Raw genomic sequence first — 24438 nt, 5'->3', positions numbered from 1 at the left:
CGCGCAGCTGCTCTCAGGCGAAAACGACCGTACGGCGGCCGTTGAGCAGAATCCGCCGCTCCGCATGCCACTTGACGGCCCGCGCCAGCGCCTGGCACTCCACGTCGCGCCCGATGGCCACCAGCTGGTCGGGAGTCACGCCGTGCCCCACCCGCTCGACCTCCTGCTCGATGATCGGCCCCTCGTCGAGGTCGGCCGTCACATAGTGGGCCGTGGCACCGATCAGCTTCACACCGCGCGCGTGCGCCTGGTGATACGGCTTCGCGCCCTTGAAGCTCGGCAGGAAGGAGTGGTGGATGTTGATGATCCGGCCGCTGAGCTGCTTGCACAGATCGTCCGAGAGGACCTGCATGTAGCGGGCCAGGACGACCAGTTCGACGCCCTCCTCGCGGACGAGCTCCAGCAACTGGGCCTCGGCGTCCGCCTTCGTGTCCTTCGTCACCGGGATGTGATGGAAGGGGATGTTGTAGGAGCCCACCAGCTCCTCGAATTCGGTGTGGTTCGAGACCACGCCCACGATCTCCACCGGCAGCGCGCCGATCCGGGCCCGGAACAGCAGGTCGTTCAGGCAGTGCCCGAACTTGCTGACCATCAGCACGATCCGCATCTTCGCGTCGGCCCGGTTGAGCTGCCAGTCCATGTGGAAGGAGTCGCCGATCGCCGCGAAGCTCGCCCGGAGCTTGTCCAGCGTCACCGGCGCCTCGGCCGAGAAGTGGACGCGCATGAAGAACAGACCCGTGTCGTGGTCGCCGAACTGCTGACTGTCCTCGATGTTGCAGCCGGTCATGAAGAGGTAGCTCGACACGGCATGCACGATCCCCTTCTTGTCCGGGCAGGAGAGGGTGAGGACGTACTGGTCGGCCGGTGCGGCGGCGGCCGCGGACTGCTCGTTCATGCACTACAGGTTCTCATGGCGACCGCCCGCCGTGGGCGATCGTCCCGCAGGGCGGGACGGGCCGCCACGGCCCCCGGAAGGGCCCCGCCTACGCGGTCCGCGTCATGATCTGCAGTACTTCCAGACTGCGCGGCGGTGTGTCGGGATCGTCGCCGTCACTCGCCGCGAGGCGCATGTGCGCGTCCCGCGCCGCCCGCACCGCATCCGGCCACCCCTGGTGCTCAAGGTACGCGGCGACCGGTGCGTCGGGGCCGACCTGGTGCATGATCCGCAGCACCCGCAGCACGGCGGTGTCCACGAGCGCCGCCTCCTGCGAGTCGCGGAAGATCGTGCCGACGTACTTCTCGGCGGACCAGTTGTCCAGCCAGGTGTCCTCCACCAGCCGGTAGACGGCGTCGGTGACGTCGCCGTACCCGTCCACGCCGGCCAGCCAGACGTTCCGCTGGAAGTCCTGGTCGGAGAGCATGTGCAGCGCCGAGCGCACATTGCTGCGCCAGCGCCACCACGGCATGTCGCTTAGAGGCATGCCGCCCATGGTGGAGGAGCGACGGCCGCGACGGGAAGAGTTCTCCGAACCTTGCACAGTCATCGATCGTACGTTCCCCGTCACACCGGCCTCACCGACCCCCGTAATTCACCCGGGTGTCACCTTTAGTTGATCCTAGGTCACTCCTCGGTTCGCGGTGTGAGGGAATCGTGCGGGAGCATGACCGGCAGGCGACGCACCATTAGTACCTTCCTCCATCCCACCTCCCGCCCCGGCAGAGCCACCGCCCTGGCCGCGGGCGCCGTGGCTCTCTGTGCGTCGCTCACCGCCGGATGCGGCGTCATCCCCGGTGCCACGGGGGGCTCCGGGGATGACGCGGTCAAGGTCATGACGTGGGCCCCGGAGGACACCAACTCCACCAACAAGCCCGGCATGCCGGCGATGGCCCTCGCCTATGCCAAGTGGATCAACGCGCACGGCGGCATCAACGGCCACAAGCTCCAGGTCCTGACCTGCAACGACCGCAACGACGCCGTGGACGCAGCCAAGTGCGCCCGGCGCGCGGCCGACGAGAACGTGGTCGCGGTCGTCGGCTCCTACAGCCAGTTCGGCGACTCCTACCTCGCCCCGCTGGAGGGCGCCGGCATCCCCTACATAGGCGGCTACGGCGTCACCAACGCCGAGTTCACCGGCCAGATGTCGTACCCGGTCAACGGCGGCCAGCCCGCCCTGCTCGCCGGTCTCGGCAAGGCCCTCGGCGCCGCCTGCGGCACCGTCTCCCTGGTCCGCCCGGACAGCATCGCCGGCGACGAGCTGCCGGTGCTGCTCGACTCCGGACTGAAGGCGGCCGGGCACGCGACCGCGGACGACCACCTCGCCGCCGAGGACGCCACCGAGTACAGCGACCCGTCCGATCACGCGCTGGCGGACGCCACCAAGAGCGCGCTCAAGAAGGGCTGTGTGGTGCCCGCGCTCGGGGACCGCACCGACACCTTCATGGACTCCTTCCGCCGGGCCCGCGAGACCTACCCCGCCGTACGGCTCGGGACCGTGCTCGGCAGTGTCGACCAGACGGTGATCAACGCCACGGGCGGCGCGGGCGGGCCGTACGAGGGCGCGTACATCACCGGCTGGTATCCGCCGGCGTCCGACGCCCGCTGGGACACGATGAAGAAGGTGATCAACGAGGAGGCCTTCGGCGACAACCGCATCGACCCCGCGGACGCCGGAGTGCAGACGACCTGGATCGCCTACACCGTGCTCAAGGCCGTCCTGGAGAAGATCGGCGACGGCGACGTGACCGCCGACAGCGTGCGGCACGCCCTCGACGGCGGTCTGCGGGTCTCCACCGGCGGTCTCACCCCGACCCTGCAGTGGCCCTACGAGGGCAAGCTCGCCTCGGTCGGCTTCCCGCGGATGGTCAACGCCGACGTCACCCTCCAGGTGGTGCAGGACGGCCAGCTGGTCGCGGCCCGCACGGGCATCGGCGGCCGGAGGGGCATCAGCGACATGACCGACACACTGGACGGCGCCGACGTGCAGTGACGCCGGCGCCGCCGGTCACAGCTGCACGGGCTGGCGCTCGGTCAGGCCGTACTTCCGGGCGATCGCGTTCCACAGCGCCGCGGCCTTCACCTTCTGCGCGCTGGCGATGCCGCTCTCCTGATTGCCGGCCTGGGCCTCGTTCGTGCTGCGGGCGTGGCCCTTGCGGCAGACCTTGTCGTGCCCCTTGGCCTGGTCGGCCCAGGCCGCGTAGTGGTTGTCGGCCGCGGCGGACGCCTGCCAGGCCTTGGTCAGCGCATCGGTGAGGTCGCCGTTGTTCGGCAGCTTGTCGACGCTCAGCTGGCCGAGCCGGGTGACCAGCTCGCCCCGCTGCTTGGCCGCCGCGCGCAGGTCGGAGGCGGCCCCGTCGAGGTTGGCGCACTGCTTGACGTCGGCCACGGCCTTGATCACCGAGGCGCGGCTGCCGCCGCTGTCGGAGAGCAGCTTGTCCAGCTCGACGGCCTGCGCCCGGGCCGCATCGGCGCCCTGCGAGGACGAGCCCGGCACCGGGGACGTGGCCGCGACGGTCTTGTTGTCGTTGCCCTGGTCGTTGCCGCCACCGTCGCTGAGCAGCACGCCGGCGCCCACCCCGACGACGACGATGCCGACCCCGACGGCGGCGATCAGCGGCACCCGCGACTTGCCGCGGGGCGGGTCGTCGTCGTAAGTGGGCTCGTACTTCGGCTGCGGCGCGCCGTACGCGGGCTGCTGCTGGCGGCCGTACGTCGGCTGCGCGGCGCCGGGGTAGGCGTCCGGCTGCGGGACGCGCGGCATCTGCTGGGTGGCCCCGGCCGGGCCGTCACCGCCCGCCGGGCCGCCGCGGAAGAGGTTGTCGAACTCGGCCGGCGGCTGCCGGTCTCCTCCCTGCGCCTGGGCCTGCGCGGCGTACGGCGGGATGTACTGGGTGGCCTCCGCGTCGGACGACGCGGGCGCCGGCGCCTGCTGCTGGGGCGCCTGGCCGAGGTACCGCGTCTCCTCGCCGGCCGACTCGGGCGGCAGCGCGCCGGACGCCACCGGCGGGATGTACTGCGTCGCACCCTCGGCCGCGGCGGGGGCGGCCGGCACGGGCGGGATGTACTGGGTGGCGCCGTCGGCGGAGGCCGCCGGTATGGGCGGTATGTACTGCGTCGCACCCTCGTCGGCGGGGGCGGCCGGGACCGCTGGGACCGCCGGGACGTACGGGGCGACGCCGTCGGCCGCCGGGGGCAGCGGGGCACCGGCGGCCGGATACGCCTCCGGCAGCGCGGGCGGAAGCGGCGCGGCGGAGCCGGGATGCTGGTGTGACTGGTGGTGCTGCTGGTACGGGTCGGGTCCCGCGCCGTACCCGGGCTGCTGCCCGGCGCCGTAGCCGCCGCCCTGGACCGCGCTCTGGCCGCCGGGCTGGTCGTACGACGGGGCCGGGCCGTACGACGGGGCCGCCGGGGCGCCCTCAGGAGGCAGCGGGCCCGGGTTCGCGGCGGACGGCGGACGGCTCGGGGCGTCCGGGGTGTGCCACTGCTGGGCCGCCGCCGGGGGCCAGCCCTGGCCCGCCTCGGGCGGCTGCTGATCGGGCCCCCACGAACCGCCCCAGGCCTGCCCGCCGGCCGGGGCGGCGGGGGCGGGCGCGCCGCTCATGCCCGGCAGCAAGGGCTCGCCTCCGTCGGAGGGCAGCACGATGCCTTCGCGCGCGGGCTGCGCCGAGGGCTCCTCGCCCTGTCCACTCTGCGTCACCGGGACTCCTACTAATGGGGGACCTTGTGAATCGCGCTCACGCTACCGGGTCCCCCGAGCCGGGTGCGAGGCAGCTCAGGGCGCGATTTTCTCGCCTGTGACAGGGCTAACAAAACCGTCCCGCGGCGCGCTGTTCTATGGCATCCTCGCGCGCCCCTCGCGCCTCCAGATGCCGTTCGCCGCACGTTCACGCAACCGCGGGGCCGGTGTTCAGGCTGCCTGCTGGAGTTCGAGGCGCGCCCCGAACTCCCGTACCACCGCCTCCTCCCGGAACGGTTCCAGGCGCTGCTGAAGGTCCTCCAGATATTCGGCGCCGCGGTTGGAGCGGAGCGTCTCCAGCAGCTCCACCGCCTTCAGGCCGGTGCTGCAGGCCTGTTCGACCTCCCGCTGCTGCACCTGGGCCGTGGCGAGCAGCACATAGCCGATGGCGCGCCGGCGGGCCCGGGTCTCGGGATGCCCGGCCAGCGACTGCTCGGCGTACCTTGCCGCCTGCTCGGGCTGCCCGAGATCGCGGTGGCAGTGCGCCAACTCGTCGGCCAGATAGGCCTCGTCGAAGTGCCGGATCCACACCGGGTCGTCCCCGGAGGAGTCGTCCGCCCCCTCCATCGCCGTCACCGCCCGCCCGGTGGACGCCTGCGCGGCGCGTACGTCGCCGAGCAGGGCGTGCCCGCGCGCTTCCGCCGCGTGGAACATCGCGTCCACGCGCGGGGTCACCTGTCCACGCGCCCCCTCCTGCGCCGCCCGCGCCAACTGGGCGATCTCGCGCGGGTTTCCGAGCTGTGCGGCGAGGTGACTCATGGACGCGGCGAGGACGTACCCGCCGTATCCGCGGTCCCCTGCGGCCTGGGCGAGCCGCAGCGACTGGATGTAGTACCGCTGGGCCAGCCCCGGTTGCCCGGTGTCCACGGCCATGTAGCCCGCCAGCTCGGTCAACCGGGCGACCGCGGCGAAGAGTTCCCGCCCGACCGTCTCCCGGTACGAGCCCGCGAGCAGCCCGGAGACGACACTGTTGAGGTAGTGCACGACCACCGGGCGGACATGCCCGCTGCCGTATTGGTGGTCGAGCTCGGTCAGCGCCTGCGTCATGGACCGTACGGCCGCCACGTCGGCCTGCCCCACGCGCGGGCCCGCCTGCCGGGCCACCTGGGCGTCCGGCGCCGAGATCAGCCAGTCGCGGCTGGGCTCGACCAGCGCGGAGGCGGCGACGGAGGAGCCGGACAGGAAGTCCCGGCGGCCCACGTCGCTGCGCCACAGCTCGCAGACCTGCTCGATGGCCCCCAGTACCGTCGGCGAGAACTGGAGACCGACCCCCGAGGCGAGGTTCTTGCCGTTGGCCATGCCGATCTCGTCGATCGTGACCGTACGGCCGAGCTTGCGCCCGAGCGCCTCCGCGATGATCGCCGGGGCCCGGCCCCGCGGCTGCTGTCCGCGCAGCCAGCGGGCCACGGACGTCTTGTCGTAGCGCAGGTCGAGTCCGTGCTCGGCGCCGCACATGTTGACCCGCCGGGCCAGCCCGGCGTTCGAGCACCCCGCTTCCTGGATGAGTGCCTGCAGCCGTTCGTTCGGCTGCCTCGCCACGAGAGGCCTTGCGGCCATGTGCTACCCCCTGCGTTGCGATCCCCTGGAGCAGACGATCAGTTCAGGAAGATCACTGCCCAGCTGAGATACCGCCAATGCGCGACATGTGCCGTTTGCCGGGGTAACAACGGATGCCCACCCCATCCCTGGCTACCCACCTCACGCCGTGCTTCCCCCTGCGCGCCCCCGGACGTGCACCCATGCGCCCCGGCTGCCGAACCGATGCTCCTCCCCCGCGCACGCTATAGCCGTAACTCCAGGTGGGCGCGGGAGTTGAGTGGAGCGTGGAAGAGACGATCGCGGGCGCCCGAAACACTCAGATTGCCGGTCAGATTCCGCAGCAGCGCGGGGAATCGCTGCTGGAGACCGCCGTACGCTACGCCGAGGAGCGGCACTGGGACGTGTTCCCGGGCACCTGGCTGGAAGCGGTCGCCGGCATGCAGCGCTGCTCGTGCGGCGATGCCTCCTGCCCTGCGCCGGGTGCGCACCCCGCGCGCCCCGACTGGGCGACGCAGGCGACGGGCAGCGCGACCGTCGCGCGCCGGATGTGGCAGAAGCAGCCGACGGCGTCGATCCTGCTGCCGACGGGGCGGACCTTCGACGCGCTGTCCGTCCCGGAGAGTGCCGGGTTCCTGGCGCTCGCCCGTATGGAGCGGATGGAGCTGACGCTCGGGCCTGTGACGTTGGCTCCCGACCGACGTATGCAGTTCTTCGTGCTGCCGGGAGGTTCCGCGAAGGTGCCGGACCTGGTGCGGAAGCTCGGGTGGTCGCTCGCGTCTCTCGATCTCGTGGCTCTGGGTGAGGGGGCGTATGTGGCCGCTCCTCCGACCCGGTTCGGGTCTCGTGGGGCTGTGCAGTGGGCCTGCCGGCCGACGCCGGCGAATCGGTGGTTGCCGGATGCGGAGGAATTGATCTCCGCGCTCGCTTATGCGTGCGGCCGGGACCGGTGACCTGACCTGCGCCCACGCGGCGTCAGCCGCACATCGGGCGCAGTCCCGCGCCACTGAGGACCTACTGTGCATGCATGACCGAAGCTGCAGTACGCGTGCGTGGGCTCTGGAAGCGGTTCGGGCAGCAAGTCGCTGTCGGGGGGATCGATCTTGAGCTGCCCGCCGGGAAGTTCATAGGACTGGTCGGGCCGAACGGGGCCGGGAAGACCACCACCCTCTCCATGGTCACCGGGCTGCTGCGGCCCGACGAGGGCACCGTGGAGGTCGTCGGGCACGACGTGTGGCGGGATCCGGTGGCCGTCAAGGCGCGCATCGGGGTGCTGCCCGAGGGACTTCGGCTGTTCGAGCGGCTGTCGGGGCGGGAGTTGCTCGGTTACTCGGGGCGGCTGCGCGGGCTGCCGGGGGCCGAGGTCGACAAGCGGGCCACTCAGCTGCTGGACGTGCTCGACCTGGCCGGGGCGCAGCACAAGCTCGTCGTCGACTACTCGACGGGTATGCGCAAGAAGATCGGGCTCGCGGCCGCGCTGCTGCACAACCCCGAGGTGCTCTTCCTGGACGAGCCGTTCGAGGGCGTCGACCCGGTGTCCGCGCAGACCATCCGGGGCGTCCTGGAGCGGTACACCGCCTCCGGTGCCACGGTCGTCTTCTCCTCGCACGTCATGGAGCTGGTCGAGTCTCTGTGCGACTGGGTCGCGGTGCTGGCGGCGGGCCGGATCCGGGCGACCGGGACGCTGACCGAGGTGCGCGGCACTCATCCGACTCTCCAGGGGGCGTTCCTGGAGCTGGTCGGGGCGAGCGGGCGGGACGCCGGGTCCGATCTGGACTGGCTGGGCGGCGGGGCGGCCCGATGACGAACCTCACCTCCACCGTCGTACGGCTGAAACTGTCACTGCTGCGGAACGGGCTGCGGCAGTCCGGGGGCCGGCGGGCCGCGTTCGTCGTCTCGGCCGTCATCGCGGTCCTGTTCGCGCTGCTGCAGCTGCTGGGGCTGATCGCGCTGCGCGGGCACGCGCATGCCGACGCCGTCGTCGTGCCGGGTACGGCCGTGCTGGCGCTGGGCTGGGCGGTGCTGCCGCTGTTCTTCCCGACCGGCGACGAGACGCTGGACCCGACCCGGCTGGTGCTGGTTCCGCTGCGGCCCCGGCCGCTGGTCCGGGCACTGCTCGCGGCCTCCCTGGTCGGCATCGGCCCGCTGTACACGCTGCTGGTACTGGTGGGGTGCGCACTGGCCGTGGCGCACGGGGCCGCGGGGTACGCCGTCGCGGTGCTCGCCGTCGCCCTCGCGCTACTGGTCTGTGTGGCGCTCGCACGGGCCGTGGCCGCCGCCAACGTACGGCTGCTGACCAGCAGGAAGGGCCGCGATCTGGCGGTGCTGAGCGGGCTGGTGATCGCGATCGGGGCGCAGCTGGTCAACTTCGCTGCCCGGCAGCTGGGTTCGGCGGGGCTTGGGCAGTTGCAGCCGGTCGCGGACGCCCTGGGGTGGGTGCCGCCCGCTTCGGCGGTGGCGGCGGTGCGGTCGGCGACCGAGGGGTCGTACGGCACGGCCGTCGCTCAACTCGCCCTCACCGTGGCCGGGTTGGGGACACTGGTCGCCGTATGGGCGCGCAGCCTGACCCGGCTGATGACCGCGCCCGACGGGTCCACGCTGCAGGCCGCCGACGCCGGGGTACGGGATCGCGCCCCGGGCGGGCTGGGACGGCTGCTGCCGGGCGGTCGTACGGGTACGGTCATGGAGCGCAGCCTGCGCTACATATGGCGGGATCCGAAGACCAAGGCCGCCTGGGTGACCTCGCTGGCGATCGGGCTGATCGTGCCGGTGTTCAACGCGGCGCAGGGCACCGGGTCGATCTACTTCGCATGCTTCGCCGCCGGGATGCTCGGCGTCCAGATGTACAACCAGTTCGGGCAGGACACCTCCGCGTTCTGGATGGTGGCCACCACCATCTCCGCGCCCCGGGACGCCTACGCCGAACTGCGCGGCCGGGCCCTGGCCCTGCTGCTGGTCACCCTGCCCTACGCGGCGCTCGTGACGGCGGTGACGGCGGGCGTGCTGGGCGCGTGGTCGCAGTTGCCGGAGGTGCTGGGGCTGTCCTTCGCCCTGCTCGGCGCGATGCTCGCGACCGGCGCCTGGACGTCGGCCCGCTTCCCGTACTCCATCCCCCAGGAGGGACACAAGAACGTCGCCCCCGGCCAGGCGGGCCTCGCCTGGATCGCCATCTTCGGCGGCATGATCTCCGCGGCCCTGCTCTGTGCCCCGGTCCTCACCCTCACCATCTGGCTCCACGTGAGCGGGAACGGGAAGGGCTGGACCTGGCTCCTGCTCCCCGTGGGCGCCGTGTACGGCGCGTGCGTGACCTTCCTGGGCCTGCGCCTGGCAGCTCCGAGAACGGCAGCACGACTGCCGGAGATCCTGACGGCGGTGAGTAAGGGGTAGGTGGTCTGCAACCCCCTGAGGGGCGCGGGGCTGTATCGGTATGCGGCTCCGCCGCGTGGGCGCGATCAACCACACACACCCCGCACCCGCCGACGCACAGGGAACCCGGCAGACGAAAAGGCGCTCAATCCCCGAGCAACCCATCAAGAAACGGCAGGACAGAAGCCCGCCAAGCCAGCGGCAGCTCATAGTGTGCGAGGTGCCCGGCATCAGCGACCTCCGCGTACTCCCCCGCCGGAAGCACCCGCACCATCTCCTGCGCCTCCGCCCGCCCCAGCTCACCGTCCACCCCGCGCACCACCAGCGTCGGGCAGCGCACCTGCGCCAGCTCCTCCCAGTGCGCGTCGTACACCCAGCTCTCCCGGGTCCGGAGCATCTGCTCCGGCTCGAAGACGGGACGCCAGCCGTCGGCGGACTCGTGCATGACCTCGGCGTAGAACGCGCCGCGGGCCGGGCTCGGCCGCTCCACCCAGGGGTCGTCCTCGCCGAACCACTTGCGTACGTCGGCCAGCGTGGCGAAGGGGGCGGGCCAGGCCTTGAACCACTCCGCCCACTCCCGCTGCGAGGCGGCCCCCAGCGCGGAGGCCCGCATGTCGCAGATGATCAGACCCCGGACGAGGTCGGAACGCTTCGCGGCGAGCTGCCAGGCGGTCAGCGCGCCCATGGCGTGGCCGACGAGGATGGCAGGTGCGAGGCCGAGCTGTTCGAGGGCGGCCTCGGCGTCCTCGACGTAGGCCTCACGGGTGTAGGCGGCCCGGGCGGACTTCTCGCTCTGGCCGTGCCCGCGCTGGTCGAGGGCTACGGCGCGGTGGCGTGCGGCGAGCCAGCGGGCCGTCGAGGCCCAGTGGGAGGCGCGGCCCATCAGGCCGTGCAGTAACAGCACGCCCGGTGGGCCGGCCGCCGGGCCCGTCCGGCCCTCCGCCGGGTCGAGACCCGTCTTGGGAGGGTCGGCGAACTCCCAGGCGGCCAGGCGCACCCCGTCCGCTCCCGTCACGTCGATCCGCCGCGCCATGGGCCTGCACCCCCAGCTCCGCCTGCCTCGTACCGGTGTACTGCCGTACTCGCTCGTACTCGCTGCTGTCGCTGTCGTGCTCGTCTTGCCGCCGCAGACTATCGAATGTCTATTCGAAAACGCTGCCTCTGCGGACAACACCCCTCATTCGAGTGACACCCCTCAAGGCATGATCGCCGCCGCGCAGGGGATCTGTACTGGCGGGAGGCGGACCGCTCGGGGAAAAACGGTCCGAGGGGATGACCCTGAGAGCTCGGGGCTCCGGGTCAGCACAGGGGAGGACAGGCCCCGGCGCCGCAAGGCGCCGGGGCTTCTCGCTGTCAGCGCTTGGCGACGAAGACGTGCGAGGCGACGTCCGCCTCCAGCTCGGCCGCCTCACCGCCGCTGCCCACCAGGACACCGCCGGGCGACTCCGTCACGCTCACCACGGAGCCGGGCTGCACACCCGCGCGCCGCAGTGTGTACATCAGCTGCGCGTCCGTCTGGATCGGCTCGCCGATCCGGCGGACGACGACCGTCTTGCCGTCCGAGCCCGGGTCGAGGTCGGCCAGCGAGACCATGCCCTCGTCCAGGAACGGATTGGCGCCGTCCTTCTCGCCCAGTTCCTCCAGGCCGGGGATGGGGTTGCCGTACGGCGACTCGGTGGGGTGCCGCAGCAGCTCCAGGACGCGGCGCTCCACGGCCTCGCTCATCACGTGCTCCCACCGGCAGGCCTCCGCGTGCACCTGCTCCCACTCCAGGCCGATCACGTCGACCAGGAGACACTCGGCCAGCCGGTGCTTGCGCATCACCCGCGTGGCGAGCCTGCGGCCCTCGTCGGTCAGCTCCAGATGGCGGTCGCTGGCCACGGACACCAGGCCGTCGCGCTCCATGCGCGCCACCGTCTGGCTCACCGTCGGCCCGCTCTGGTCCAGCCGCTCCGCGATGCGGGCGCGCATGGGCACGACGCCTTCCTCTTCGAGTTCGAGGATGGTGCGGAGATACATCTCCGTGGTGTCGATCAGTCCGGACATACGTGCCCCTCGATTACCTCTGCCGGCAGCCCGGCGCGTGCGCTGGCCCTGGCACCAATTCTGCCGGATCCCACCGACAAGCGGGGGCCGCGGAAGAAATGGAGGCAACTGCAGCGCCGTCGGCCGGCTGGGCGCCGTATTGACACCGCACTGGTCCAGACCGCACGGTGATCCGCGACACAGACGTTGCGAAGGGGCACCGCATGAGCGACGGCACGCCTGCCGACCTGTTCTTCGACGCCGCCATCGACCTGCTGCGGCGGGTCCGTGAGGAGGAGGCCGAGGCGATCGCCGCGGCCGGCACCCTGCTCGCCGACACCGTCGCCGACGGTGGCCGCCTGTTCGCCTTCGGCGCCGGGCACTCCTCGCTGGCCGCACAGGACGTCGTCTACCGGGCCGGCGGCCTCGCCCTGATGAACCTGCTCGCCGTCCCGGGCGTCCTCGGCGTCGACGTCATTCCGGCCACCCTCGGCTCCGCCCTCGAACGCGTCGACGGCCTCGCGAGCGCCGTCCTGGACACCTCACCGGTCCGCTCCGGCGACGCCCTCGTGATCATCTCCCTGTCCGGCCGCAACGCCCTGCCCGTGGAGATGGCCCGGGGCGCCCGCGCCCTCGGCCTGAAGGTCATCGGCGTCACCTCGGTGGCCTACGCCTCGCAGACCAGGTCCCGGCACTCCTCCGGCACCTTCCTGAAGGACCACTGCGACATCGTGCTGGACTCGAAGATCGCGGTCGGCGACGCCGAGCTCACCCTCGACACCATCCCGGCGCCCTTCGCGCCCGCCTCCACGGTCGTCACCACCGCCCTGCTGCAGGCCGTCATGGCGACCACCGCCGCCACCCTCGCCGACCGCGGCATCGAACCCCCGCTGCTGCGCTCCGGCAACGTCGACGGCGGCCACGAGTGGAACGACCGCGTGCTGCGGGAGTACGGCGACCGGATCTTCTACCGGCACTAGGGCCTGTCCGCCGGTTCCCGTCGTCCGCCCGGAGGGCGGGCCCAGCGGAGCCGAGCGCGGGAGCACGTAGGCGATTCGGCAACGCGGCGAGCGTGCAGGCCCTAGGCTCCCCTGGGCCCGTTGTCGTCTCGAACCGCGGCCGCCAGGTCCATCGCCGCGGCGATGCGGACCGCCACGTCCTCCGCGTAGGCCGTGTCGATCCGCTCGAAGCGGTGCCGGCCGGAACCGCGCAGAAAGGTCACCACGCCCAGCGTCCGCCCCCGGCTGCGCAGCACCGCGCACAGGGCGTGCACCGCGTCGCCGGGCCACTGCCGGGCGAGCGCCCACTCCCGCGCCTGTTCCGCCGGGACCGACCCGGCGTCCGCGCGCACGGCACCGGCCCGCTCGACGCACTGCAGCGCCGGATGCCCCGTCTCGTAGCGCACGGGCAGCCCGGCCGCCCCCGTGAGCAGGCTCGGCCCGGGCGCGCCTGCGGGCGTCGCGGCCAGCCGGACGAGCCGTACGGTGGCCTCGGCCCGCTCCTCGCGCTCGTCTTCGCGTGCCTGTGCCCTCGGGGCGGGCACCAGCCGGTCGATCAACGCGTGGTCGGCGAAGCCGGCGAGCGCGAAGTCCAGGTGGACGGTGGCCGCCTCGGCCGGGTCCTCGCACTCGGCGGCGGCCCGCGCGGCACGGTGCAGCTGGTTGGTGCGGAACCGCAGCAGGGCCGCCTCCTGCTCGGTCTGCTTGGCCTCGGTGACGTCCTGGAACAGCCAGCCGACGCCGAGCGGCACCGGTTCCTCCGCGAGCGGCGAGGCCAGCCGTACGAACCCGCTCCGCCAGCAGCGCCGTTTCTCGCCCTCCGCGGTGCGCAGGCTCACCCACATCTCGGCGGGCGCGGGCGGCGCGCCCTCGGCCAGCACATGGGTGAGCGCGGCCTCCAGCTCCTCCACGCCCTGCGCGAGCAGCTCGCCGAGCGGCCGGCCCAGCGCGGACGTACGCCCGATGCCGAGGACCCGGGCCGCGTGCGCGTTGACGACGGCGGGCCGCAGATCGGCGTCGATGAGGACGACGCCCCAGGCGGCGTCCTCGAACAGCGCCTCGCTCAGCGCGATCGACCGCTCCAGATCGATCTGCGCGTGCACCTCGCTGAACGCGCAGTAGAGCCCGGCGGGCTTGCCGTCGGGGCCTCGTACGGCGGCGGACTGGGTGCGCACGAGCACCCGGCCGCCGTCCTTCGTGACCAGCGCGAACTCGTGCACCTGCCGGCCGGTCGCGTGCATCGCCGACATCAGCCGGGACTGCACCTCCTCGGCGTCGGCGCTGCGCACCGCCCACCCCGCGAACCCGTGCCGCCCGACCGCCTCGGCGGCCGTCCAGCCGAGGATCCGCTCGGCCTCCCGGTTCCAGTGCGTGACGACCCCGTCGGCGTCGAACGCGCACAAAGCCGCGTCCATGCCGTCGAGCAGCGCGGCGAGCAGATCGGACCCCCCGGATTCACTGGGTTCACCGGGATCGTCCGGCCCCAGCTCTTCAGTGGTCCCACTCCGCCGGGAAGCACTCACCTGGACCCCCTGCAGGCTGCGTCGGCCGCGCATCCGGCGCACGGCTCGCTCATTGGCCTCTCACTGGCCTTCATTCAACTGGAACGTGACCCAGCCCACATCCTGTTCCCACAAGATTGCAGGAATCAATGCCCCGTAGCGGCCGGCGCGAGCCGCAGGTCCACCCACTCGTCCCGCTCCCCGCCCAGCACATACCGGTCGATCTCCCTGAACCCCCGCCGCTCGGCGAACCGCAGCCCGTCCTCGTTCACCGCCAGCACACACGTCTCGATCACCTCGGCACCCAGCACGCGCGCGTGCGACAGCCCGTTCTCGTAGAGCGCGGTCCCGAACCCCCGGCCCCGGAACCCGGGCAGCACGCGCGCGATGACGGTCGCCACGCCCTCCTCGCCGGCCGGCGGCCGCACGGTGGAACATCCGACGAGCACGTCCCCCAGATAGGCGTTCCGCAGCCGGTACCGCGCACTGCGCTCCCTCGCCTCGGCCGGGGACATGGCCGCCGGCGGAACGGTCACGTTGTGGACGTACCGCCACTGCTCCAGCATCGCCTCGCCGTCGACGGTCACGATCCTGAGTTCGGTCATGCCGGGAAACGTATCGAAAAACAGTTGAGCCGCTTCCGTCGGCTTCCTAGGGTGTGGGGTACACGAGAAGGGAGGTGGTTCGGCAGATGTATGAATACCGGACGCGTGAGGTGGCTGCGGGCTAGCGGTCCGCCACCACATCCAGTGCGGTGCCGGACCAGCACGTGACAGACGCGTGCAGCCGGCCCAATCCCAAGCAGTCACCCGACCCGCGAGCTCGCCGGCACGTCCGGCCGGCTTCTCCGCCGACAGGCGGAGGACCCGAGCTCGCGGGTCGTCTGCGTCTCAGGGGTCTCAACGGGTTCAGGGAGCTCAAGGGGCTCAGGGGCTCAGGCGCTCCGCCTTCCAGCGGCCGCCCGGCTGGGTGACGTAGCGCAGCCGGTCGTGGAGCCGGTTCTCGCGGCCCTGCCAGAACTCGACGGTCTCCGGGGTGATGCGGAAGCCGCCCCAGTGCGGTGGGACCGGGACCTGTTCGCCCTCGGGATAGCGGGCCTCCAGGTCGGCGTAGGCCGCGTCGAGTTCGGCGCGGGAGGCGATCACCGAGGACTGGGCGCTGGCCCAGGCGCCCAGCTGGGAGCCGTGCGGGCGGATGCGGAAGTAGGCGGCGGTCTCGTCGCGGCCGGTGCGGCGGGCGGTGCCGGTGACGATGACCTGGCGGGCGAGCGGGTGCCAGGGGAAGAGCAGGGCGACGTGCGGGTTCTCGGCGAGGTCACGGGCCTTGCGGGAGCCGTAGTTGGTGAAGAAGACGAAGCCGTCGGTGTCGAACTGCTTCATCAGGACGGTGCGCGAGCTGGGGCGGCCGGCCGCGTCCGCCGTGGAGACGACCATCGCGTTGGGTTCGTACACCGTGCCGTGCAGCGCCGCCCGGGCGGCGTCCTCGAACCAGCGGGCGAACTGGTCCATGGGGTGGCTGGCGAGGTCCTGTTCGGCGAGGCCCTCCGCCCGGTACTGCTTGCGCATGGCGGCGGGATCGAGTTCGGGGTCCAGGAGCGGGTCGCGGTCGGTCACGCGGTCATCTTGCCGTACCGGCCACCCCTCCCGTGCAGGTCATATCGGCCGAAGCGACGTCGCACAGCGTACGAACAGGGCTGGCACTCAGTGCCGTGGGGGCTCCCCAGGTCTGGCACCGGGGGTTATCGTGCTGGTTCCCCTGCGATTTGGGTGACCACCGGCCGATCGGGGCATCACCGGGGTGACCGCCCCCACCACATCACTAGGAGCCGCCTGATGTCCGATTTCGTACCCGGACTCGAGGGAGTCGTCGCGTTCGAGACGGAGATCGCCGAGCCGGACAAGGAGGGCGGCGCCCTGCGCTACCGGGGCGTCGACATCGAGGACCTGGTCGGGCACGTCTCGTTCGGGAACGTGTGGGGGCTGCTGGTCGACGGCGCCTTCAACCCCGGTCTGCCGCCCGCCGAGCCGTTCCCGATCCCGGTGCACTCCGGGGACATCCGGGTGGACGTGCAGTCGGCGCTCGCCATGCTGGCGCCGGTGTGGGGGCTGAAGCCGCTGCTCGACATCGACGAGCGCCAGGCGCGGGACGATCTCGCGCGGGCCGCCGTGATGGCGCTGTCGTACGTCGCCCAGTCCGCGCGCGGGCAGGCGATGCCGATGGTGCCGCAGCGGGAGATCGACAAGGCGAAGTCGGTCGTCGAGCGGTTCATGATCCGGTGGCGGGGGGAGCCGGACCCCAAGCATGTCGCGGCCGTGGACGCGTACTGGACGTCCGCCGCCGAGCACGGCATGAACGCGTCGACGTTCACGGCGCGGGTCATCGCCTCCACCGGCGCCGATGTCGCCGCCGCGCTGTCGGGCGCGGTGGGGGCCATGTCCGGACCGCTGCACGGGGGTGCGCCGTCGCGGGTGCTCGGGATGATCGAGGAGATCGAGCGGACCGGGGACGCGGAGGCGTACGTCAGGCAGGCCCTGGACCGGGGTGAGCGGCTGATGGGGTTCGGGCACCGGGTGTACCGGGCCGAGGATCCGCGGGCGCGGGTGCTGCGGCGTACGGCGCGTGAGCTGGGGGCGCCTCGCTTCGAGATCGCCGAGGCGTTGGAGAAGGCCGCGCTGGAGGAGCTGCACAACCGTCGGCCGGATCGGGTGCTTGCCACGAACGTGGAGTTCTGGGCGGCGATCATGCTGGACTTCGCTGAGGTGCCGGCGCACATGTTCACTTCGATGTTCACGTGTGCGCGTACCGCTGGGTGGTCGGCGCACATTCTTGAGCAGAAGCGGACGGGAAGGCTGGTGCGGCCGTCGGCTCGGTATGTGGGGCCGGGGGTGCGCGGTCCGCAGGACGTCGAGGGGTATGCCGATATCGCCCACTGAAGGGGTGTCTGAGGAGCGCGGGCGGCTGCGGGCGATGTGGCTTCTCGCGCCCAGGCGGCGGAGCCGCATGTCGATCCGGCCCCGCGCCCCTCGGGATTTCACGCCGCCGGTGTCAGCAGGTTGCCGTGGTGCCTCTCCGCCACCAGCGGGTGCGCCCTGAGCTTGCCCTTGAGTTCGTTGTAGCCGTACTCGGCGTACAGGGGGTTCGCCGGGTCGGTCGTGATGCCGGGAGCCTCGCCGGCGTGGGGGAAGGGCAGGGGGGCTATGCGGGCGTCCAGGCGGGGGTTGTAGAAGAACGGGACCGAGAAGCGTTCCGTCGCTCCGGCTGGGCTGACCACGCGGTGGTTGGTGGCGAGGAGGTAGCCGTCGGTGGCGACCTCCAGGAGTTCGCCGAGGTTGACCACGAAGGCGCCGTCGAGGGGCGGGACGTCGTGGAAGCGGCCGTCCTCGCGGTGCACCTGGAGGCCGCCGACCGTGTCCTGAAGCAGCAGGGTCAGGAAGCCGTAGTCCTTGTGGGCGCCCACACCCTGGTCGGTGCCGTCGCCCGCGCTGCCGGGGTAGCGGACGAGCTTGAGGTGCGGATGGGCCCGGTCGCCGAAGATCGGGGCGTAGAAGTCGGCGGGGGCGCCGATCGCGGTCAGGAGTTCGCGCAGGAGGCGCTCTGCGACCGCGCTGAGTCTGTCGATCCAGGTCAGGGCCGCGGTGCGCAGCTCGGGGAGGGCGGCGGGCCACTGGTTGGGGCCCTGCAGCCACCAGTACGGGGGCTCGCCGGGGCCGGGCACGCGCGCAGGGCGTTCGGCGCCTATGTCGAGCTGGTCGCGCCAGTCGCGGGCACCGGCGGTGCGTTCGTCGCCGGTACGCGTGTAGCCGCGGAAGTGCGGGGAGTTCACGTTGTCGAGGGCGAGCCGCTCGGCCTCGGGGAGGGCGAAGAAGGCGCGCATGGCGGTGAGCAGCGCGTCGGTCTCGGCCGGGGTCACGCCGTGTCCGACGAGCTGGAAGAAGCCGACGTCGTGCGCGGCGCTGTGCAGCTGGGCGTGGAGCAGGGAGCGGGCCTGGGGGCCGCGGTCGGCGGCCGACAGGTCGATGATGGGGAGCTGGTCGTACGACGGGGTCGCCGTCGGGGTGTGCGAAGTCATGGGTGCGTCCACAGGGGTGTGTGGGCCACGGGCAGGCCGCCGAGGGTAGGGCGGCGCCCAGGATGCCGTAAGAAGGGGGAGAAAAAGGGGGCTGAATCAGGCCGAAAGCCGACAGCCCATGCTCGTGACGCGCACGTAGTCCACGTGGCGGCGGCGAACGAGCATCGGAAGCATGCGGCAAGGGTACTGCGCCCCACCGGATACGGATGTGGCCCGCTCCACCGGCTCAGAACCCGCCCTCAGCCGAGCGTCTGGTCCAGCAGGTCGGCCCACTGGGCGACGACTCGTGCGCGGCGGGCGGTGTCGTCGGTGAGCAGGTTGGCGAGGCCGAGGCCGCGGGCCATGTCGAGCAGGCCCTGGACGGTCTCGCGGACGCCGGGGCGGGACTCGTCGGCGCCGAGGAGGTCGACGGCGATGCGGTGGGTCTCGCGGCCGACGCGCGCCTCCAGCTCGGTGACACGCGCGCGGAGCTGGTCCTCGTTGGAGGCGGCGACCCACAGGTGCAGGGCGGCGCGGAAGAGGGGGCCGGTGTAGAGGTCGACGAGGGCCGCGACGACGGCCCGGCGGTCGGCGGGGCCGCCCGGGAAGAGCGCCCGAAGCGCGGTGGAGCGCTCCTCGGCGACGTACTCGACGGCGGCCGTGAACAGGTCCTCGCGGGTCGGGAAGTGGTGCTGGGCGGCGCCGCGCGAGACCCCGGCGCGTTCGGCGACGACGGCGACGGTGGAGCCCGCCCAGCCGTGTTCGGCCAGGCAGGCCACGGCGGCCTCCAGGAGCCGCTGCCGGGTGGCCCGGCTGCGGTCCTGCTTGGGCGCGCGGTCCCGCTCCCTGGGCGCACGGTCACGTTCCTCGGCCGCGCGGCCGCGTTCCGCCGTCGTGCTCATCCGGTCACACCACCCATGCCGCGTCCCGTCTCTCCAGGAAGGCCGTCATCCCCTCCCGGGCCTGGCCGGAGGCGAACAGCCGGGCCGAGAGGGCGGTCAGGTCCGCCGCGTCCCGGTCGAATGTTTCCAGCACCCTAGCCGTGAGCAGCCGTTTCGTCTCGGCCAGGGCCTGTGGGGAGGAGCGGCGCAGTCCGTCGAGGATCGGGGCGAGGGCCTCGTCCACATCGTCGGCGGTCGTCGTGAGCAGGCCGAGCCGTACGGCTTCCGCCGGGGCGAAGCGTTCGCCGGTGAGGTAGTAGCGGGCCAGGGCGCGGGGGTCGGTGCGCGGGAGGAGCGGCAGGGAGATCACCGCCGGGGCGACCCCGATGCGGACCTCGGTGAAGGCGAAGGTGGCCGCGGTGGAGGCGGCCGCCATGTCGCAGGCCGCCAGGAGGCCCAGGCCGCCGGCGCGGACGTGGCCGGTGACCCGGGCGACGACCGGTTTGGGCAGCTCCACGATCTGCCGGAGCAGGGCAACCAGCACGTCCGGGTCGGGAGGGTCGCGCAGGTCGGCGCCCGCGCTGAAGGTGGTGCCGGTGTGGGTGAGGACGACGGCCCGGACCTCCGGGTCCTCGGCGCAGTCGGCCAGGGCCTTGGCGAGGTCGCCGACGAGGGCCGCCGAGAGCGCGTTGCGGGTGTCGGTCGCGTCGAGGCTGAGGGTTTCGACGGCACGCGCGCGTGTGCGGCCGATCAGTGTGCTCACGTGTGCTCCCTGAGCGGCGTCGGTACGGTCATGCGCGCTCCCTGAGCCGGCGGCGCAGGATCTTGCCGGAGGCGGCGCGCGGGACGGTGTCGATGAAGGTGATCCGGCGGACGCGCTTGTAGGGGGCGACCCGCTCGGCGACGTAGAGGAGGATCTCGTTCTCGGTGAGGTCGTCGGCGGCCTCGCGCCGGCGGACGACGAAGGCGTGCGGGACTTCGTTGCCGTCTTCGTTGTAGCTGCCGATGACGGCGGCGTCGGCGATGCCGGGGTGGGTGAGCAGCAGGGCCTCCAGCTCGGCGGGGGCCACCTGGAAGCCCTTGTACTTGATGAGTTCCTTCACCCGGTCCACGACGAACAGCCAGCCGTCGGCGTCCACGTGCCCGACGTCGCCCGTGTGCAGCCAGCCGTCGGCGTCGATCATGGCGGCGGTGGCGTCGGGGCGGCCGAGGTAGCCCTTCATCACCTGGGGGCCGCGGATCAGGATCTCGCCGGACTCACCGGTGCCGAGGTCCTTGCCGGGGTCGTCCAGGGACACGATCCGCATCTCGGTGCCGGCGACGAGCCTGCCGACGGTGCCGGCGGGGGCGTCGTGCAAGCGGTCGAGGGGGACGACATGGGTGCCGGGGGACAGTTCCGTCATGCCGTAGGCCTGGCCGATCGGGGGCAGGCCGAGCCGCTCGGCGCAGGCCCGGGCGAGCTGGGCGTCCAGCGGGGCGGCGGCGCTGAGGACGTACTTCAGGGAGGAGAGGTCGTAGCGGGTGACCGCCGGGTGTTTGGCGAGGGCGAGGACGATCGGCGGTGCGACGTACAGGCCGGTGATGCGGTGGTTCTCGATGGACGCGAGGAAGGTCTCCAGGTCGAAGCGGGGCAGGACGACGATCGTGGCGCCCTTGCGCAGCGGCGCGTTCATCAGCGCGGTCAGACCGTAGATGTGGAAGAACGGCAGCACGGCCAGGATGCGCTCGCCGGGTGCCATGGTGACGGCGGGCTCCAGCTGGGCGAGATTGGTGGCGATCTGCCGGTGGGTGAGCATCACGCCCTTGGGGACGCCGGTGGTGCCGGAGGAGTACGGCAGCGCGGCGATGTCCTCGGCCGGGTCGAAGGCGTGCTGCGGCTCGGGCGCGGTGGTGGCGAGCATGTCGATCAGCGACCGGTGCCCGGACGCGCTGTCGCAGACGAATATCTCCTTCACCCCGCCCGCGAGTTCGGCGGCGCGGCGGGCCGTCCCCAGCAGGGGTGAGACGGTGACGATCCAGCGGGCGCCGCTGTCGCCCAGCTGTTTGGCGAACTCCTCGGGCGTGGCGAGCGGGTGGACCGTGGTGACCGAGGCACCCGCGCGCGTGGCCGCGTAGAACGCGGCCGGAAAGGCGATCGTGTTGGGGCTGTGCAGGGCGAGGACGTCGCCCTTGCGGACGCCCGCGTCGGCGAGACCGGCGGAGATGCGCCGGTGGAACCGGTTCACCTGCGCGTACGTGAGTGTGGTGCCGTCCGTGCCGTCGATCAGGGCCGGGCGCTCGCCGAAGTCGGCGGCGTGGCCCAGGACGGCCTCGTGGATGGGGAGTTCTACGGGCGGGACATCTGCGTACTCGCTGCGGAACACGGTTCCTCCAAGCGGCTGCCGGTGGTGGCCTAGTACGACTTGGGCAGGCCCAGGGTCTGGTGGGAGACGTAGTTGAGAATCATCTCCCGGCTCACCGGAGCAATACGAGCCACACGCGCCGCCGTTATCAACGAGGCGAGCCCGAACTCGCGCGTGAGCCCGTTGCCGCCGAGGGTGTGCACGGCCTGGTCGACGGCCTTCACGCAGGCCTCTCCGGCCGCGTACTTGGCCATGTTGGCGGCCTCGCCCGCGCCGATGTCGTCGCCGGCGTCGTAGAGATGGGCGGCCTTCTGCATCATCAGCCGGGCCAGTTCGAGGTCGATGTGCGCCTGCGCCAGGGGGTGGGCTATCGCCTGGTGGGCGCCGATGGGCGTCTTCCAGACGGTGCGGTCGCGGGCGTACTCGATCGCCTTGGACAGCGCGTAGCGGCCCATGCCGATCGCGAAGGCCGCCGTCATGATGCGCTCGGGGTTCAGTCCGGCGAACAGCTGCAGCAGACCGGCGTCCTCGTCGCCGACCAGCGCGTCGGCGGGCAGCCGTACGTCGTCCAGGACCAGCTCGAACTGCTTCTCGGCGGCGTTGAGTTCCATGTCGATGGGGCGCTTCTGGAAGCCCTCGGCGTCCGTCGGGACGATGAACAGGCAGGGCTTGAGGCGTCCGGTGCGGGCGTCCTCGGTACGGCCGACGACGAGGACGGCGTCCGCGATGTCGACACCGGAGATGAAGACCTTGCGGCCGGTGAGGAGCCAGTCGGTGCCGTCGCGGCGGGCTGTGGTGGTGATGCGGTGGCTGTTGGAGCCCGCGTCGGGTTCGGTGATACCGAAGGCCATGAGGCGGGTGCCGTCGGCGATGCCGGGGAGCCACGTCTGCTTTTGGGCCTCTGTGCCGAAGCGGGAGATCACGGTGCCGCAGATGGCCGGGGACACGACGAGCATGAGGAGGGGGGAGCCCGCCGCACCCAACTCCTCCAGGACGATGGAGAGTTCGGTGATGCCGCCGCCTCCGCCTCCGTGTTCCTCCGGGAGGTTGACGCCGAGGTAGCCGAGTTTGCCCGCCTCGGACCAGAGTTCGGTGAGGGGCCTTCCTTCGGCGACGGTTCGCGTCAGGTAGTCGCGGCCGAAGCGTTTGCCGAGGGCGGCTACGGCGGTGCGGAGGGCTTTGTGCTCTTCGGATTCGATGACGGCGGTCATGGGGCTCCTAGGAAGAGGTTTCCTGCACTACGGCGAGCAACATGCCCGGTTCGACCTGCTGCCCCGCCTTGGCATGCAAGGCGCTGAGCGTTCCGGTGACCGGCGCTGAGATCTGGTGCTGCATCTTCATCGCCTCCAGCCATATGAGTCCCTGGCCGGCCTGAACCGTCGCCCCTTCCGTCAGGTCCTCGGCGACGCGTACGACCGTGCCCGGCATCGGTGCGAGCAGCGAGCCAGGGGCGTGCTGGGCGGTGGGGTCGGGGAAGCGGGGCAGGGCGGTGAGGCGGGCTGAGTTGACGTAGACCTGGTCACCGTGGCGTGCGACCGCGAACTTCCGTTCCACACCGTCCACTTCGACTACGACCAGATGCGCGTCGGCGTGTACGACCCGGACCCCCTCGGCGCTGAGCCCGGTGCGCGTGTGCCGGTAGCGCACCTCGTGCTCCTCCCCCGCCAGCTCGTACCGCTTGACCTGCGGCCGCGCGGGCAGGTTGCGCCAGCCGCCGAAGCGGGAGCGGCCGTGGGCGTCGGCGAGGGCGGCGGCCAGCGGGGCGAGGGGGTCGGGGGCGGACTCGGTGAGTTCGTCGAGGTGGCGGTCGTAGAAGCCGGTGTCCATACGGCCGCTTGTGAACTCCTCGTGGCGCAGGGAGCGCACGAGCAGGTCCCGGTTGGTGAGCGGGCCGCGCAGTTCCGCTCGTTCCAGGGCGCCCGCCAGCTTGCGGAGCGCCTCCGCGCGGGTCGGCGCGTGGGCGACGACCTTGGCCAGCATCGGGTCGTAGTGGACGCCGACGGGGTCGCCGCCGGTGTAGCCGGTGTCGAGGCGCACGCCGTCCGGTACGGCGAGGTGGTGCAGGGTGCCGGCCTGCGGGGCCCAGTCGTGGGCGGGGTCCTCGGCGTACAGGCGGGCCTCGATCGCGTGGCCACGCGCGCGTGGCGGGTCCTTTTCGAGGGCGTGGCCCTCGGCGACGCGGATCTGTTCGGCGACCAGGTCGATGCCGAACACCGCCTCCGTGACGGGGTGTTCGACCTGGAGCCTGGTGTTCATCTCCAGGAAGTGCGCGCGGCCGTCGGCGACCAGGAACTCGACGGTGCCGGCGCCCTCGTAGGCGACGGCGCACACGGCCTGTACGGCCAGCGCGAGCATGTCGCTCGTGAGCGCCTCGGAGATTCCGGGCGCCGGGGCCTCCTCGATGACCTTCTGGTGGCGGCGCTGGAGGGAGCAGTCGCGGGTGCCGAGCGTCCAGATCGTGCCGTGGGTGTCGGCGAGGACCTGCACCTCGACATGGCGGCCGTGCTCCAGATACCGCTCCACGAAGACCTCGCCGTCGCCGAAGGCACTCGCGGCCTCGGCGCGCGCGCTCTTCAGCGCGGGGCTCAGCTCCTCCATGCGGCGCACGATCCGCATTCCGCGCCCCCCGCCGCCCGCGGCCGCCTTCACCAGCACCGGCAGGTCGGCCTCGGTGACGTCCGTGAGGGGCGCGATCCCCAACAGGTCCTTCGCGTGGGTCTTGGACGCCATCGCCTCGATGGCCTCCGGAGGCGGGCCGATCCAGATCAGACCGGCGTCGAGGACGGCACGGGCGAAGTCGGGGTTCTCGGAGAGGAAGCCGTACCCGGGGTGCACGGCGTCCGCGCCGGCGGCCAGGGCCGCCTTCACGATCAGGTCGCCGCGCAGATACGTCTCGGCGGGCGCCACGCCCGGCAGCCGTACCGCCGTGTCGGCCACGCGCGCGTGGAGCACGTTCTCGTCCGCGTCCGAGCGCACGGCGACCGTCCGGATTCCCAACTCACGGCAGGTGCGGATGATCCGGCAGGCGATCTCGCCGCGGTTGGCGACCAACAGAGTCTGGATCATG

At 72.1% G+C, this 24438-nt stretch carries 21 protein-coding genes; 6 read left to right on the top strand and 15 right to left on the bottom strand.

Translation table 11 applies throughout. The annotated features are described in order from the left end of the window. Positions 1–13: 13 nt before the first annotated feature. Both purU and AV521_RS11565 read right to left on the bottom strand, forming a co-directional pair. On the bottom strand, positions 14–895 hold the full coding sequence (gene purU, locus AV521_RS11570) for a formyltetrahydrofolate deformylase (protein WP_076087229.1): 882 nt from the start codon (positions 893–895) through the stop codon (positions 14–16). 88 nt (positions 896–983) lie between these two features. Continuing rightward, complete coding sequence (locus AV521_RS11565; protein WP_076087228.1) at positions 984–1484, bottom strand: hypothetical protein; 501 nt, start codon at positions 1482–1484, stop codon at positions 984–986. A 117-nt stretch (positions 1485–1601) separates the two neighbouring features. Here AV521_RS11565 and AV521_RS11560 point away from each other — a divergent pair, with 117 nt between their 5' ends. Next, complete coding sequence (locus AV521_RS11560; RefSeq protein WP_079249207.1) at positions 1602–2927, top strand: ABC transporter substrate-binding protein; 1326 nt, start codon at positions 1602–1604, stop codon at positions 2925–2927. A 15-nt stretch (positions 2928–2942) separates the two neighbouring features. Here the strand turns inward: AV521_RS11560 and AV521_RS11555 are convergent, their stop codons facing one another. Both AV521_RS11555 and AV521_RS11550 read right to left on the bottom strand, forming a co-directional pair. Next, positions 2943–4634: a hypothetical protein gene (locus tag AV521_RS11555; RefSeq protein WP_076087227.1), complete on the bottom strand. Its 1692-nt coding sequence runs from the start codon at positions 4632–4634 to the stop codon at positions 2943–2945. Positions 4635–4844: 210 nt separating this feature from the next. Next, a complete protein-coding gene (locus tag AV521_RS11550; protein WP_076087226.1) occupies positions 4845–6230 on the bottom strand; it encodes a transcriptional regulator in 1386 nt (461 codons plus the stop codon). Positions 6231–6496: 266 nt separating this feature from the next. On the opposite strand from AV521_RS11550, the gene AV521_RS11545 reads away from it, so the two are divergent. The 3 genes from AV521_RS11545 (at position 6497) to AV521_RS11535 (ending at position 9596) form a co-directional block, all read left to right on the top strand. Next, positions 6497–7162 carry a bifunctional DNA primase/polymerase gene (locus tag AV521_RS11545; protein ID WP_076087224.1) on the top strand — a complete coding sequence of 222 codons (666 nt, stop codon included), beginning with the start codon at positions 6497–6499 and terminating at the stop codon, positions 7160–7162. A gap of 74 nt (positions 7163–7236) precedes the next feature. Further along, a complete protein-coding gene (locus AV521_RS11540) occupies positions 7237–8013 on the top strand; it encodes an ABC transporter ATP-binding protein (protein ID WP_076087222.1) in 777 nt (258 codons plus the stop codon). Further along, positions 8010–9596, top strand: coding sequence for a transporter (locus AV521_RS11535; RefSeq protein WP_076087220.1), 1587 nt, complete (start codon positions 8010–8012; stop codon positions 9594–9596). The genes AV521_RS11540 and AV521_RS11535 overlap by 4 nt, the downstream gene beginning before the upstream one ends. A 124-nt stretch (positions 9597–9720) precedes the next feature. Here AV521_RS11535 and AV521_RS11530 read toward each other — a convergent pair whose 3' ends face one another. Then, entirely contained in the window at positions 9721–10608 is an 888-nt protein-coding gene (locus AV521_RS11530) for an alpha/beta fold hydrolase (RefSeq protein ID WP_076087218.1), read from the bottom strand. Positions 10609–10928: 320 nt separating this feature from the next. Next, on the bottom strand, positions 10929–11621 hold the full coding sequence (locus AV521_RS11525; protein ID WP_076087216.1) for a metal-dependent transcriptional regulator: 693 nt from the start codon (positions 11619–11621) through the stop codon (positions 10929–10931). A gap of 203 nt (positions 11622–11824) precedes the next feature. Here AV521_RS11525 and AV521_RS11520 point away from each other — a divergent pair, with 203 nt between their 5' ends. Further along, a complete protein-coding gene (locus AV521_RS11520; RefSeq protein ID WP_076087214.1) occupies positions 11825–12580 on the top strand; it encodes an SIS domain-containing protein in 756 nt (251 codons plus the stop codon). Between the two features lie 101 nt (positions 12581–12681). On the opposite strand, the gene AV521_RS11515 is transcribed toward AV521_RS11520, so the two are convergent. The 3 genes from AV521_RS11515 to pdxH form a co-directional block, all read right to left on the bottom strand. Next, positions 12682–14121: a PAS domain-containing protein gene (locus tag AV521_RS11515; RefSeq protein WP_076087466.1), complete on the bottom strand. Its 1440-nt coding sequence runs from the start codon at positions 14119–14121 to the stop codon at positions 12682–12684. Positions 14122–14246: 125 nt separating this feature from the next. Beyond that, positions 14247–14705, bottom strand: a complete 459-nt coding sequence (locus tag AV521_RS11510; protein WP_076087212.1) for a GNAT family N-acetyltransferase — start codon at positions 14703–14705, stop codon at positions 14247–14249. Positions 14706–15026: 321 nt separating this feature from the next. Continuing rightward, a complete protein-coding gene (gene pdxH / locus AV521_RS11505) occupies positions 15027–15713 on the bottom strand; it encodes a pyridoxamine 5'-phosphate oxidase (protein ID WP_076087210.1) in 687 nt (228 codons plus the stop codon). Positions 15714–15932: 219 nt separating this feature from the next. Between pdxH and AV521_RS11500 the strand changes: the two genes are divergently transcribed. Then, positions 15933–17033 carry a citrate synthase 2 gene (locus AV521_RS11500; RefSeq protein WP_179023011.1) on the top strand — a complete coding sequence of 367 codons (1101 nt, stop codon included), beginning with the start codon at positions 15933–15935 and terminating at the stop codon, positions 17031–17033. 98 nt (positions 17034–17131) lie between these two features. Here AV521_RS11500 and AV521_RS11495 read toward each other — a convergent pair whose 3' ends face one another. From AV521_RS11495 to AV521_RS11470, 6 genes are all read right to left on the bottom strand, one after another. Beyond that, positions 17132–18169, bottom strand: coding sequence for an isopenicillin N synthase family oxygenase (locus AV521_RS11495; protein ID WP_076087208.1), 1038 nt, complete (start codon positions 18167–18169; stop codon positions 17132–17134). A gap of 239 nt (positions 18170–18408) precedes the next feature. Beyond that, positions 18409–19050: a TetR/AcrR family transcriptional regulator gene (locus AV521_RS11490; RefSeq protein ID WP_076087206.1), complete on the bottom strand. Its 642-nt coding sequence runs from the start codon at positions 19048–19050 to the stop codon at positions 18409–18411. A gap of 4 nt (positions 19051–19054) precedes the next feature. After that, positions 19055–19792 (bottom strand): enoyl-CoA hydratase family protein, encoded by a 738-nt coding sequence (locus AV521_RS11485; protein ID WP_076087204.1) that lies wholly within the window; start codon positions 19790–19792, stop codon positions 19055–19057. Positions 19793–19820: 28 nt separating this feature from the next. Next, positions 19821–21392 carry a 4-coumarate--CoA ligase family protein gene (locus AV521_RS11480; protein WP_076087202.1) on the bottom strand — a complete coding sequence of 524 codons (1572 nt, stop codon included), beginning with the start codon at positions 21390–21392 and terminating at the stop codon, positions 19821–19823. A 29-nt stretch (positions 21393–21421) separates the two neighbouring features. Then, on the bottom strand, positions 21422–22582 hold the full coding sequence (locus AV521_RS11475; RefSeq protein ID WP_076087200.1) for an acyl-CoA dehydrogenase family protein: 1161 nt from the start codon (positions 22580–22582) through the stop codon (positions 21422–21424). Between the two features lie 7 nt (positions 22583–22589). After that, a complete protein-coding gene (locus AV521_RS11470; RefSeq protein WP_076087199.1) occupies positions 22590–24437 on the bottom strand; it encodes a biotin carboxylase N-terminal domain-containing protein in 1848 nt (615 codons plus the stop codon). Between the last annotated feature and the right edge of the window lies 1 nt (position 24438).

The organism is Streptomyces sp. IMTB 2501 (assembly GCF_001953885.1).
Taxonomy (GTDB): Bacteria; Actinomycetota; Actinomycetes; order Streptomycetales; family Streptomycetaceae; genus Streptomyces.
Note: the sequence above shows the minus strand (reverse complement) of the source record. Positions and strands in the feature narration are given on the sequence as shown.